The organism is Polaribacter sp. WD7 (assembly GCF_003335085.1).
Taxonomy (GTDB): domain Bacteria; phylum Bacteroidota; class Bacteroidia; order Flavobacteriales; family Flavobacteriaceae; genus Polaribacter.
The window spans coordinates 525,773-539,035 of record NZ_QPEJ01000017.1 but is presented as its reverse complement, the minus strand read 5'-3'; the positions used below and the strand labels follow the sequence as shown (position 1 = coordinate 539,035).

The window sequence follows — 13,263 nt, the reverse complement described above, 5'->3', positions numbered from 1 at the left end:
TATAAGTTCTAAGAAATTGTTAAACTCTAATTTTAAAATGTTCTTTTGCCTGTTCTTTTCTGAAGAAGACTATCCCGAAGTGAAATAGATCTATAGTTACTGTAACTGTAGCATTTTTTTTTATTTCAGACCACGCTTCTTTCATGTTAGAGTTCCAATAAATATCATCAAAAATCCAAAAGGAGTCGTTTTTAATAGTAGGTAGGCATTCTTTAAAATAAGCTAGTGTAGCTTCTTTGGTATGATTTCCGTCAAAATAAATACAATCAAAATGATTATTTTCTGTAATTTTTGGTAAGGTTTTTTCAAAACTACCAATAATTATAGTTGTATTTTTAAAGTTATTGGAGAGAAATAGATTTTTTGCAACACTAGCCGTTTTTGGACAACCTTCTAATGTCGTTATAGTTGAATTTGGATATCCTATTTTAATACTAGATGTTCCTAATCCTAATGAAGTTCCCACTTCTAAAATATTTTTTGGTTTAAAATAAGCAATAACTTTAATGAGAATTCTTGCTTTTTTGTTGGATATTCCTGCAATTTTTGCAATTTTTGAAATTTGTCTATTTTTTGAAGTAAAGATTTTAGAACCAGAACCAAAATCTGTGACTTGTATATAATTTTTATTGTCTAATAGTTGTTGTTTTGTTTTTTTAAATAATTGCCATAGATTTTTATTTGTTTTTTTGTTAAAACATTCTGTAATCAGATTGAATACAAAAGGAGAATGAACACCGTGTTTATTGGTAGATTTTAAAATAAAGTTTGTATAATCTTTAATCAATTGAAATTCTTTTATTACAAAAAACGAAAATAAAATAAAATTATAGCAAACCACTTTTAAAAAGTATATTTGTACAAATTCATGATATTTAAAATGAAAAAAAACCTCTATTTAGCTTTTCTTACACTTTTTCTAATCTCATGTGTTCCAAGTAAAGATTTAATTTATTTACAAGGAAACCCAGTGAAAAAAAATGAAGTAAAAAGGATTAATAATGTTCCTTATAAACTCCAGGTGGATGATATTATAAATATTGACATTAAATCTGAGAACTTAGAACTTGTTTCTATTTTTAACAAACAATCTATTGGAGGAGTAAGTTCTGGTAATAATAATGCAAACGTAAATCAAGGAGGAGGATATTTTACTGATTATAGCGTAGATGACTATGGGAACATAAGATTACCCACTTTAGGAGAAATAAATGTCTTAGGTTACACAACTTTAGAGGTTAGAAAAAAAATTGAAAGTGCTCTAAAAGCATATATAAAATTAGGAGAAGAACTTTTTGTGTCTGTTAAATTATCTGGTATTCGCTATACTATAATAGGAGAAATTAGTAGGCCTGGTCCAAATATAATCTTTCAAAATAGAGTATCTATCATTGATGCGATTGCTAATTCAGGAGACATAACCATTGTAGGAAACAGAAAAAAAGTAGAAGTAATTAGACAAACTATATCTGGTGTTGAAAAATATTATATAGATTTAACAAAGGTAGATGCTTTTAATTCTGAAGTGTTTTATATAAAGCCAAATGATATTATAAACATTATTCCCTTAAAACAGAAAGCTTGGGGTACAGGTACTACTGGGCTACAAACTGTAACTACTGTGGTTTCTATATTTACTCTAATAACATCAACATTTATCTTAGCAAGAAACTTATAGCGTAAATGGATAACAATACTAAATTCGACGTAAATTCTATTCCGAATAGCATTGATATAAAAGGATATTTCTTTAAAGTCCTAGCATATTGGAAACTTTTTTTTGTAACTATAGTTATTGCACTAATAATAGCAAAATTTATGTCTGGTTACAAGGCTAAAAGGTATAGATTAGATACTGTAATTTCAGTTAAAGAAGAGAATAATCCTCTTTTTTCTACAGGAACAAACATAGCTTTTAACTGGGGAGGAGCAAGTGATGAAATTGAGACCATAAAAGTAATTTTAAAATCTAGATCTCATAACGAGAAGGTTGTGAAAAAACTAAAATTTTATATTAATTACCTTCAAGAAGGTAGATATAGAATGGAAGATGTATACGGTTACACACCCTTTGTTGTAGACTTAAATACGAGTAAGCCTCAATTATATGGAAAACTTTTAAAAATAGAACTTACTAGCAATGATAAATTTCTTCTGTCATTTAACTTTAACGAAAATGGTAACAACACATTAATATCTTATGATAACAATTCTTTAAGTAATTATTCATCAAATGAAATTTCATTTTCTAAAGAGTATAATGTTGGAGAGCTGATAAATACTCCTTTTTTGAATTTAACTTTAAAAAAGACAAATGACTTTAAAATAGGAGAAACTTACTATATAAGTTTTGGAAGTTTTGACGGAACTGTTGGTGGTTATAGAGGAGTGGTAGTAAGAGAATTAACAGATGCAGCATCTTTGTTAAGTTTGTCTATGCAAGGTTCTAATAAAAAACGAATAGAAACTTATTTAAATGCAACTGTAGAGGTACTTGAAGAAGATAAACAAGAGCAGAAAATATTATATGCAAAAAAAACAAAAGCATATATAGATGAACTCTTTATTAAAGAAGCAGATAGTTTAAATAAGATTGAAAAAGAACTAGGTATATACAAAAAAGCAAACAACATATTTGATTTGTCTGTAGAAGGTAGTCAAGTTTATGACGAAGTTATAGCTTTAGAAAAAGAAAAGAAACAAATCTTAGAATACAACGATTATTTAAGAAACTTAAAAAATTATATTTTAACACACAATAAATATTCAGGCGATATTCCTGTTCCTGCTTTAATAACAATACAAGACCCCAAAATTGTTGAAGGAATTTCTATATTAATTCAAAAATCTACGCTTAGAGAAAAACTAAGAAGTTCTGTTACAGAAAATTATCCGCCTTATATTAAATTAGGACAAGAAATACAGATAGCTAAAAATAGCTTAATAGAAAACATTTCTAATTTGACAGCTATAAATAAGTCTGCTTTAACAAAGATTAAAAAAGAGCTTTCTAAGGCTAATAAAGAGCTATCAAAACTACCATCAAGAGAACAAGGGTTGTTAAAATATCAAAGAAACTTTGCAATTTCTGAAGCAAATTATAATTACTTAAAACAAAAAAGTTATGAAGCTGGTACAGCAATAGCTGCAAATGTTTCTGATATTAAAATTATTGATAAGGCAAAAGATTTAGGGCAAGGACCAATATACCCAAAACCTCAATTTAATTATTTGGTAGGGTTAATGATGGGGTTTGTTTTTCCGTTATTCTACATTATCATTAGAGAAATTTTAGATAACAAAATTCATACAGCCGAAGAGATTCAAAACAACTATGCAATTCCAGTACTTGGAGTAGTAGGTAGAAACCAAGGCAAAAATAATTTAGTTGTTTTTGATAGACCAAAATCTTCAGTTGCAGAATCTTTTAGAGCTTTAAGATCTAACATTCAATTTTTATTTAAAAATGCTCAAAAAGATGAATCTAAAACTCTAATCTTAACATCTTCTGTTAGTGGTGAAGGAAAAACGATGATATCTATTAATATGGCAACAGTTTTTGCTTTGAGCGGAAAAAAAACAGTTTTGATCGGTTTAGATTTAAGAAAGCCTAAGATTTATGATGATTTTGATATGACAAATGATGTTGGTGTTGTTAATCATTTAATTAATCAAAAAACATTAGATGAAATTATCATTAATACTAAGGTTCCTAACTTAGATTTAATATTATCAGGACCCATTCCTCCAAATCCATCAGAACTTCTTTTAAATGAAACTGCAGATAACATGATAAAAAGCTTGAAAGAGCGTTATGATTATGTTATAATTGATACGCCTCCTGTTGGTTTAGTATCAGATGCACTAGAATTGTTTAAATACGGTGATGCCATTATTTATGTAATTCGTCAAAATTATACTGAAAGAGGAATGATGAAGATGATTGATGATAAATACAAAAATAAAGAAGTAACTAATATTAGTTATGTACTAAACGATTTCTCAGTTAAAAATAGATATGGATACGGCTATGGTTATGGATACGGTTATGGTTATGGGTACGGCTATGGCTACGGTAAGTACGGCTATGGCTATCATGAGAACGAAGAATCTAAAGGGTTTCTATCTAAATTTGTAAATTTCTTTATCCCAAAAAAATAGAATAATATGATTTCTAAAGAAGAATACGCATCTTATTTTGAGCAATATATAGCATTAGTTTCCAATGACAAATCTATCATAGAAAATCTAAAATGGTCTCAACAATTATTTGATGAAGTGTTAAGAAACCTTTCTAAAGATAAGCATAACTATGCTTATGCAGAAGGAAAATGGACTTTAAAAGAACTAATGCAACATATTATAGATACAGAACGAATATTTGGTTACAGAGCATTATGTTTTGCAAGAAATGATAGTACAGATTTACCTGGTTTTGATCAAGATATATTTGTGGCTAATGATAATGCCAATAAGCGAGATTATTTTGAAATGTTAGACGAAATGAAAACACTTAGAAAATCTACAATACAACTTTATGAAAGTTTTGAGGATATAGCATTATTAAGAATTGGTACTGCATCAGGTAATAAAATATCGGTAAGGGCCTTAGGCTATTTGTTTTCTGGGCATCAAATTCATCACCTAAATATTGTTAAAGAAAGATATTTATAAAAAAAACCGAAGTTTATAACTTCGGTTTTTTTTGTTTAGATTTATTTTAGACTACCAGTCATATTTTCTGGTTTAACCCATTCATCATACTCTTCTGGGGTAACATAACCTAAGTTAACAGCTTCTTCTTTTAATGTTGTTCCGTTTTTGTGTGCTGTATTTGCAATTTCAGCGGCTTTATAATACCCTATTTTAGTATTTAAAGCCGTTACTAACATTAAAGAATTGTTTACCAATTCTTCTATCCTAGTATGGTTAGGTTCAATACCAGCTGCACAATTTTCATCAAAAGAAATACAGGCGTCTCCAATTAATTGGGCAGACTGTAATACGTTAGCAGCCATAACAGGTTTAAAAACATTAAGCTCATAATGACCTTGGGTGCCAGCTACAGTTACAGCTACGTCATTACCCATTACTTGCGCACAAACCATTGTCATAGCTTCACATTGTGTCGGGTTTACTTTTCCAGGCATTATAGAAGATCCAGGTTCATTTGCAGGAATAATAATTTCTCCAATACCAGAACGTGGTCCTGAAGCCATCAAACGAATATCGTTTGCAATTTTATTTAAAGAAACAGCTATTTGTTTTAAGGCTCCATGAGTTTCTACTAAAGCATCATGAGCAGCTAGTGCTTCAAATTTATTATCAGCAGTTACAAAAGGCATTCCAGTAAATTCTGCAATATATTTAGCAACTAAAACATCATAACCAGCAGGCGTATTTAAACCTGTACCTACTGCAGTTCCTCCTAATGCTAGTTGAGATAAGTGTTCTAATGTGTTTTTTAAGGCTTTGATACCAAAATTTAATTGTGCTACGTAACCAGAAAACTCTTGACCTAACGTTAATGGAGTAGCATCCATTAAATGTGTACGACCTATTTTTACTACATCAGAAAAAGCCTCAGATTTTGTTTGTAATGTATTTCTTAGTTGCTCAATTCCTGGTAGAGTAGTTTCAATAATTTTTTTATAAGCGGCAATATGCATACCTGTTGGAAAAGTGTCGTTTGATGATTGAGATTTGTTAACATCATCATTTGGTTGAATCGTTTTGTCACCTTCTCCAATTACTTTTCCAGCAATTTCATGAGCTCTGTTTGCAATTACCTCATTTACATTCATATTAGACTGGGTTCCAGAACCTGTTTGCCAGATTACCAAAGGAAATTGGTCATCGTGTTTACCAGCTAAAATTTCATCACAAACTTGTGCTATTAAATCTCTCTTTTCTGAAGCTAAAACTCCTAAATCAGTATTGGTGTAGGCTGCAGCTTTTTTTAAGTAAGCAAAACCATAAACAATTTCTAATGGCATAGAAGCAGGTGTACCAATTTTAAAGTTATTACGAGAACGCTCTGTTTGAGCTCCCCAATATTTATCAGCAGGAACATTTACTTGTCCCATAGTATCTTTTTCGATTCTATATTTCATGATTTGTATGTAAGATTTTTAACTGAGCAAAATTACAAAAAAGTATTAGTACCAATGGTTGATAAAAATTATTTATTGATGAAAAAAATATTTTTTTGATGCTGAATTTTTGAAAATAAGTATTATTTTTGCGTCAATTATAATTTACAAAACAAACAAATGTTAGATTTTTCAGAATTTTCAGGATTGGTTTTATTCATGTTTATTTTTACAGCTGGTTTTTGGTTGTTAATTTTCTTGTTAACATTTGTGGTACCTTATTGGATTGGAGGTACGATTTGGGAAAATTTAAAATTGAAAAAAGAGGCTAAAAAAGCTGCTGAAGGAAAATAATTATTCTTTACTAAATAATATAAAATAATGCTCACAATTTGTGAGCATTATTGTTTTATAAAATGTTGTTGATATTTTCAGAAGGTCTTCCTATTACAGCTTTATTTTTGTTTATTATAATAGGTCTCTCAATAAGTTTAGGATTTTCTATCATAGCGTGTACTATTTCAATATCAGACAATTCTTTTCCTTTAAACTGCTCTTTCCAGATTTTTTCATTTTTTCTAACCAATTGAATAGGAGTTATACCCAATTTTTGAATGATTGTAAGCAATTCTTTTTCTGAAGGAATGGTTTCTAAATATTTAATAATTTCAAAATCCTTTCCAGAATTTTCTAAAATGGTTAACCCTTCTCTAGATTTTCTGCAACGTGGATTATGGTATATTTTTATCATTTTTTTTAGGTTTAAAATTTCTGAGTAGCTCTTTCAAGAGTTTGGATCATAAAATGGAATGATTAATTTTTATTAGCAATTAACGAGTAACAATCTCACAGTTAAGAACAAACAACTATTAATTACTTTCTTTCTGTCCGTTTAACATTAAATAAGCTTTTAAAAAAGGTTGAATATTGCCGTCCATAACTGCATCTACATTACCTGTTTCATGAGCAGTTCTAACATCTTTTACCAATTTATAAGGGTGCATTACATAGTTTCTAATTTGGCTTCCCCATTCATTTTTCATTTTGTTAGCTTCTATATCATCTCTTGCTGCTTGTTGCTTTTGCAATTCAATTTCATACAATTGAGATTTTAACATCTGCATTGCAGTAGCTCTATTTTCATGCTGAGAGCGAGAGTTAGAACACTGAATTTGTATGCCTGTAGGTTTATGTAACAGCTGAACTTTAGTTTCTACTTTATTTACATTTTGACCACCAGCACCACTAGAACGAGCTGTGGTTATTTCTATATCTGCAGGATTGATTTCAATTTCTATAGAATCATCTGCAACAGGGTATACGTAAACGGAAGCAAAACTTGTGTGGCGTTTGGCATTAGAATCAAAAGGAGAAATTCTAACCAATCTATGCACACCATTTTCACCTTTTAACCATCCAAAAGCATAGTCTCCATCAATTTCTACAGTTACCGTTTTTATTCCAGCAGTATCACCAGATTGATAATTTAGTGTTTTTAATTTAAATCCTTGTTTTTCAGACCACATAGTGTACATTCTAAACAACATTTCAGCCCAATCGCAACTTTCTGTTCCACCAGCGCCTGCTGTAATTTGAATTGTAGCAGACAAAGAATCACCTTCATCAGAGAGCATGTTTTTAAATTCTATATCTTCTAAAAAAGAACTTGTTTTGTCAAATTGAGCAGTAATTTCTTTTTCGTCAACTTCACCTTCTTTATAGAATTCGTAAAGCACATGTAAGTCTTCATTAAGGGCAATAGCATTATGGTAATCTTCAACCCATTTTTTCTTAAAACGAAGCTCTTTCATTACATTCTCAGCAGCTTTTGGGTCGTTCCAAAAATTTGGATTAGCCGTTTTTTCCTCTTCATTGGTTATTTCAATCATTTTTTTATCGATTTCTAAATATGTTTTTAGTTTTTCGATTCTTATTGAAATATCTTTAAGTTGTTCTTGTGTAATCATAAGCTGAACAAAAATAAATGAAATTTTAAGATTAATGGTTTTAAAACTAGTGCTTTATTTTATAGATTTATAGAAAATATGATTATCATGAAAAAAATAGTTTTTCTCTTACTTTTTATAGCTCTTAGTTTTAATGGGTTCTCTCAATTTTTTATAGAAAAATCAGAAAAAAAACTTCAAAAAGGAGTTACAAAATATGAAGGATATTTTACATTTTATTATGATCAAAATACAGACAAAATCTATCTTCAAATAGATAAGTTAGAAGACGAATTTTTGTATGTAAGATCTTTGTCTGAAGGTATTGGATCTAATGATATTGGTTTAGATAGAGGACAATTAGGAGATGGAGTAGTGGTTTATTTTAAAAAAGCAGGCAATAAGATGCTAATGGTACAACCCAATTTAGATTATAGAGCAATTACCACAAATAAAGAAGAAAAAAATTCTGTTAAAGAAGCTTTTGCAAAATCTGTTTTACACGGTTTTACCATTCAAAAAAAAGAAGGAAATAATTATTTAGTAGATGCTACTTCTTTTTTTATGAGAGATGCTCATGGGGTAGCATTAACGTTAGCTAGAAATAAAGAAGGAAATTACAGCTTAGATAAAAGTAGAAGTGCTTTTCATTTAGAGCGTACAAAAGCGTTTCCTAAAAATGTAGAGTTTGATGTTATGCTTACTTTTAAAGGCGCACCTAAAGGATACAATATTAGAAGTGTAGCTCCAGATCCAAGCGCAATAACAGTTCATCAACATCATTCTTTTGTAGAATTACCAGATAGCAATTACACACCAAGAAAATACGACCCACGTTCTGGGTCTTGGCAAATGAGTTATCAAGATTACGCTACGCCAGTAAATAAAGCATTAACCAAACGTTTTATCTATCGTCATAGATTAAGAAAAAAGAACCCTGAAGCTAAAATATCTGAAGCAATTGAACCGATTATTTATTATTTAGATAGAGGAACCCCAGAACCTGTAAGAAGTGCATTGTTAGAAGGTGGTCGTTGGTGGAACCAAGCTTTTGAAGCTGCAGGGTATAAAAATGCGTTTCAATTTAAAATGCTTCCTAAAGGTGCAGACATGTTAGATGTACGTTACAATGTAGTGCAATGGGTACATAGATCTACCAGAGGTTGGAGCTACGGTGCTAATATTTCTGACCCTAGAACGGGAGAAATTATTAAAGGACATGTAAGCCTAGGAAGTTTAAGAATTCGTCAAGATTTTTTAATAGCCCAAGCCTTACAAGCACCTTATAAAAACAATACTATTGATGATGCATTTGCTCTAAAAATGGCTTTGGCAAGAATTAAACAATTGTCTGCTCATGAAATTGGACATACTTTAGGTTTTGCACATAATTTTGCAGCGAGTACTAATGGTAGAACTTCTGTGATGGATTATCCTCATCCTAAATTGACGCTAAATGATGATAAAATTGATTTTTCTAAGGCTTATGATGATAAAATTGGTGATTGGGATAAAGTTACTGTAGCGTATTCTTATCAAGATTTTCCTAAAAATACAGATGAAGACAAAGCACTACACACAATTTTAGTTGATGCTTTTGATAGCGGATTAAAATACTTGTCTGATGCAGATGCAAGGCCTCAAGGAAGTGCTAGTGCAACAGCACACTTGTGGGATAATGGAGCTACTATTTATGACGAGTTGTATACTGTTTTAAACATTAGAAAAACGGCTATTCAAAACTTCTCTACAGACAATATAAAAACCCAACAACCGTATTCTGTTTTAGAAGATGTTTTTGTTCCGCTTTACTTTTTTCATCGCTATCAGACAGAGGCAACTACAAAATTAATAGGAGGTTTAGATTATAATTACGCAGTAAAAGGAGGGAATCAAACTGTAGTAAAACCAGTTTCTGGAACTACAGAACGTATTGCTTTACAAGCCGTTTTAAAAACAATTGCTGTTGATGAAATAGCTATACCTAAAGAAAAATTAGCATTATTTCCTCCAAGAGCTATTGGTTATGCAAGAACAAGAGAATCATTTAAAAGTAAACTAGGTGTTGCTTTTGATGCGTATTCTGCAGTAGAAACAGCGTCTGAAATGTCATTAAGTTTACTACTAAACCCACAAAGAATGTCTAGATTAATAGCACATAAAAGTTTAGACAAAAAACAACTGGGTTTAGAAGAATTAATTGATGAATTGATTGTGAAAACATTTAAAACACATCATAAAGATACCTATTATCAAGAATTACAAAACGTTATCAATACTAAGGTATTAGAGCAGTTGTTTTATTTAGGAGTGTATAAAAATCAATACCCGCAGGTAAATGCTATTGTTTTGTATAAATTGAATGAAATAAAATTGATACTTTACAACAAATCGTCAGACGGAATTCAAAAAATATATGACAATGCTATGATTAAAAAGATAGACGAATATTTAAAAAAACCGTATTCTTTTAAAAAATTAACAGCACCTAAAATTCCTGACGGTTCCCCAATAGGGTGTTATTAATTTAAAAATATCGATACTTGTATTGTATTATGAATTGAAATGGCCTTTAAAGTGTTAACTCGATGACTTATTGAGAGAAAATATAGCGAGAATATATTTTGGAAGTTGAAGTTTTACTCTAGATATAAATTTTATATATGAAGTATATTCGAATTTATAAAGTTTCATCAAAATAAATAATAAAACGAGTTTACTCTATATAAATTTCCTTGGTTTCATATATAGGTACACCTTTGCTAGTAATTCCTTGTAGTTCTATGATGTAAGAAGTTTTAACATCAGAAGTAAAAAAACTAAACTCATTATCCTTAGTTGTACTTATTTTAGGATTCCAATATAAAGTTGTCCTTAAGTCAGGTTTTGTTTGTTCTTCAAATCCGTTTTCATGGTCAGTATTATAAAATTCTCTAGCAGTGTAAAACCCTGCTAAATTAAAATCTATAATACCAGGACTTCTTTTAACGTTACTAATAAATCCGTTTCCACTTTTGGTATAAATAGATACAACGGGTTGAGAACTTGTAAAACGAGCAGCCAAGGGGCCTATTAATACATCGTAAAAAGAAATATCTTCTGCATCTAAGAAGTTTAAATCTTCCATTTCTATCGGTATCTCGTCTAGCAATAGTAAAGGGACACCTTCATTGACAACTCTAATGCTCTCGTTAGAATAATTTACATCTATTCGTGGGGAATTTGCGAATAAATCTAACAATGTAATAGCACCGCTTATCCCATTTGTGGCAATATCATATCTAAAAAAGGTATTGCCATAGCTAGCTCGTTCTTTCATTTGTTTCTCTCTTGCTTCTTGTTTTGTTTTTAATCTTGCTTTTATAATTACCTCATCTAAAACATTATCTTGTTTTTCAAAGTCACTATTTAAGGAAGCTAAGTATTTTTGATATTTTACTACATAATCTGCATATTTAAAATTAGTAATATTTACAGAATCGTAGGCTATTTTAGGACTTGCAATTGCTGTATTAGGAACAATTGAAATATTTCTTAGTTTTTTATCTTTGGATTTAAAATTGGTGAGTCTTGCCTCTATAAATACAGATATAGTATCAAAAAAAACGTAAGGGCCATATGAGAACTCACCATTAGTATCAGAACGTTTTTCCATCTGTTTAACAAAATTACCTCCTTTTAACGATAATCTTGTGGCTGCAGATTTAATACCATAGGGTTGTTTTTTATCTAGTGTTTTACCAGATATTGTTATTCCTTTTTCTATTTTGTAAGTATTTTTTACACTATTATTGTTTAATAATTTTTGCCAAGTAAATCCTCGCCAACCGTTGCTCATCATTACTAGATCTAGTAAGTATTCTCTTTTACTATCTTTATTTTTTTCAAAGAAATAGTCTGCATTTTTAATATCACCCTTAATATCAGAACTTAATAAAAGCCATGATTTTATGTTATGAGAAGTGTTTTTTTGTAGCTTTGGAGTTGCTTTTTTAACAGTTAAAGAAAGGTTTGCAGGAATGTTTTGCTGTAAACTATCTGTTAAAGATATATTTAAATTGACTTTTTTGCGTGAAGTAAAAAAATCTTTTTGAGTTGATATTTTTGCAAAAGGATGTTGCTTTACGTTATTAACAAAATACAACCGTTCGCTAACGGGGTTGTGTTCTGCATTAAACAAGGTAATATTAACAACACCACTATTAAAATTTAATAAAGGAATTTTTAGCATTCCTTTTTTTTGTGAAAGATATACGGTGTTTTTAAAAATTAGTTTTCCTCTTTGATGTATTACAACAGTGCTACCAAATAATCCTTTTTCTAGATTAGTCTCTAGGTTAATTAGCAACTCCTGTCTTTTCTTTCTAACATTGAGGGTATGCCCATTTTGTAAAATTTCTGGGAGTTGATATGTATATGTAACGTCTGCAAGTGTAAGTTTTGCAACATAAGTTTTAAAAACGTTAGGTTTAATAATAAAAAAACCCAAACCAAATTTATAAGTAGTAAAGGTTGTTATTTGTTTACCAGTATTGTCTTCTATTGTAATTAAAGGTTTTAAACTGTCTAATCCATTTCCTTTAAGTTTTACAGCAACTTTACTTTTTAGATTATTTACCAAATATCCTCCTTCAGGATAAAAATTTAAAATAGGTTTTTCTATTTTATTTTTATTTTCATTATTTATCGTTTCGGAGTTTTGAGTAGTATTTATTGTCTTACTGTCATTAAAAACATCAGGAATCACATAAATTTTTTTGATAAAAAAAGAAGTACTTTCAAAGTTACGCATATAATTTGTGTATGCTCTAATAGTGTACACTCCTGCTTTGGCTTTTTTATCTAATTTAAAATCACCAGCACTATTAATATCAGTCATCAATAATTTTTTTGTAGCAATTATGCTATCTGTGGGACTTATCAATTCTACATGTAGTACTAAACTTTTTGTGGATTCTCTATGCGTAACAGCGTTAATCAAATATCCAGAAAACCATATATCTTCTCCTGCTAAATACGTATTTTTATCAGTATGAATAAAAACTTTTTCTGGATATTGCTTCAATTCATAAGTTCCCATCTTTTCTTCAATTAAGTTTTCAAAAACATTGTTTTTTTGTGAAAAAGAGATTGTTGATAGCACTAAAAAATAGTACATTAAAGATAGTTTTCTTTTCATGTAGATAATTTTTAAACGGATTAAGTTACAAAAAAATTATATTTGT

General features: G+C 29.7%; 10 protein-coding genes. 5 read left to right on the top strand and 5 right to left on the bottom strand.

Annotation, left to right across the window (positions count from 1 at the left end; all coding sequences use genetic code 11):
* Positions 1–19: 19 nt before the first annotated feature.
* Positions 20–787 (bottom strand): O-methyltransferase, encoded by a 768-nt coding sequence (locus DUT90_RS08805; RefSeq protein ID WP_114426887.1) that lies wholly within the window; start codon positions 785–787, stop codon positions 20–22.
* Positions 788–880: 93 nt separating this feature from the next.
* On the opposite strand from DUT90_RS08805, the gene DUT90_RS08800 reads away from it, so the two are divergent.
* Genes DUT90_RS08800 through DUT90_RS08790 form a run of 3 tightly spaced genes read left to right on the top strand, consistent with a single transcriptional unit; the run spans position 881 to position 4,674 of the window.
* Positions 881–1,678, top strand: coding sequence for a polysaccharide biosynthesis/export family protein (locus DUT90_RS08800; protein ID WP_114426782.1), 798 nt, complete (start codon positions 881–883; stop codon positions 1,676–1,678).
* Between the two features lie 5 nt (positions 1,679–1,683).
* Positions 1,684–4,161, top strand: coding sequence for a tyrosine-protein kinase family protein (locus DUT90_RS08795; protein ID WP_114426781.1), 2,478 nt, complete (start codon positions 1,684–1,686; stop codon positions 4,159–4,161).
* Positions 4,162–4,167: 6 nt separating this feature from the next.
* On the top strand, positions 4,168–4,674 hold the full coding sequence (locus tag DUT90_RS08790; protein ID WP_114426780.1) for a DinB family protein: 507 nt from the start codon (positions 4,168–4,170) through the stop codon (positions 4,672–4,674).
* 41 nt (positions 4,675–4,715) lie between these two features.
* Here DUT90_RS08790 and fumC read toward each other — a convergent pair whose 3' ends face one another.
* The gene (gene fumC / locus DUT90_RS08785; protein ID WP_114426779.1) at positions 4,716–6,113 is read right to left on the bottom strand and encodes a class II fumarate hydratase; all 1,398 of its coding nucleotides are present in this window, start codon (positions 6,111–6,113) and stop codon (positions 4,716–4,718) included.
* 159 nt (positions 6,114–6,272) lie between these two features.
* Here fumC and DUT90_RS13360 point away from each other — a divergent pair, with 159 nt between their 5' ends.
* Positions 6,273–6,446, top strand: coding sequence for a hypothetical protein (locus DUT90_RS13360; protein WP_181858172.1), 174 nt, complete (start codon positions 6,273–6,275; stop codon positions 6,444–6,446).
* 55 nt (positions 6,447–6,501) lie between these two features.
* Here DUT90_RS13360 and arsC read toward each other — a convergent pair whose 3' ends face one another.
* Entirely contained in the window at positions 6,502–6,843 is a 342-nt protein-coding gene (gene arsC, locus DUT90_RS08780) for an arsenate reductase (glutaredoxin) (protein ID WP_114426778.1), read from the bottom strand.
* Between the two features lie 118 nt (positions 6,844–6,961).
* The gene (prfB, locus tag DUT90_RS08775; protein WP_114426777.1) at positions 6,962–8,059 is read right to left on the bottom strand and encodes a peptide chain release factor 2; all 1,098 of its coding nucleotides are present in this window, start codon (positions 8,057–8,059) and stop codon (positions 6,962–6,964) included.
* A gap of 87 nt (positions 8,060–8,146) precedes the next feature.
* Between prfB and DUT90_RS08770 the strand changes: the two genes are divergently transcribed.
* Entirely contained in the window at positions 8,147–10,564 is a 2,418-nt protein-coding gene (locus tag DUT90_RS08770; RefSeq protein WP_114426776.1) for a zinc-dependent metalloprotease, read from the top strand.
* Positions 10,565–10,754: 190 nt separating this feature from the next.
* Here the strand turns inward: DUT90_RS08770 and DUT90_RS08765 are convergent, their stop codons facing one another.
* Entirely contained in the window at positions 10,755–13,217 is a 2,463-nt protein-coding gene (locus DUT90_RS08765; RefSeq protein ID WP_114426775.1) for a hypothetical protein, read from the bottom strand.
* Positions 13,218–13,263: the final 46 nt, after the last annotated feature.

Coding starts and splice junctions, on each gene's coding strand:
- DUT90_RS08800 (WP_114426782.1), top strand. CDS start 881: ATGAAAAAAAACCTCTATTTAGCTTTTCTTACACTTTTTCTAATCTCA.
- DUT90_RS08795 (WP_114426781.1), top strand. CDS start 1,684: ATGGATAACAATACTAAATTCGACGTAAATTCTATTCCGAATAGCATT.
- DUT90_RS08790 (WP_114426780.1), top strand. CDS start 4,168: ATGATTTCTAAAGAAGAATACGCATCTTATTTTGAGCAATATATAGCA.
- fumC (WP_114426779.1), bottom strand. CDS start 6,113: ATGAAATATAGAATCGAAAAAGATACTATGGGACAAGTAAATGTTCCT.
- DUT90_RS13360 (WP_181858172.1), top strand. CDS start 6,273: ATGTTAGATTTTTCAGAATTTTCAGGATTGGTTTTATTCATGTTTATT.
- arsC (WP_114426778.1), bottom strand. CDS start 6,843: ATGATAAAAATATACCATAATCCACGTTGCAGAAAATCTAGAGAAGGG.
- prfB (WP_114426777.1), bottom strand. CDS start 8,059: ATGATTACACAAGAACAACTTAAAGATATTTCAATAAGAATCGAAAAA.
- DUT90_RS08770 (WP_114426776.1), top strand. CDS start 8,147: ATGAAAAAAATAGTTTTTCTCTTACTTTTTATAGCTCTTAGTTTTAAT.
- DUT90_RS08765 (WP_114426775.1), bottom strand. CDS start 13,217: ATGAAAAGAAAACTATCTTTAATGTACTATTTTTTAGTGCTATCAACA.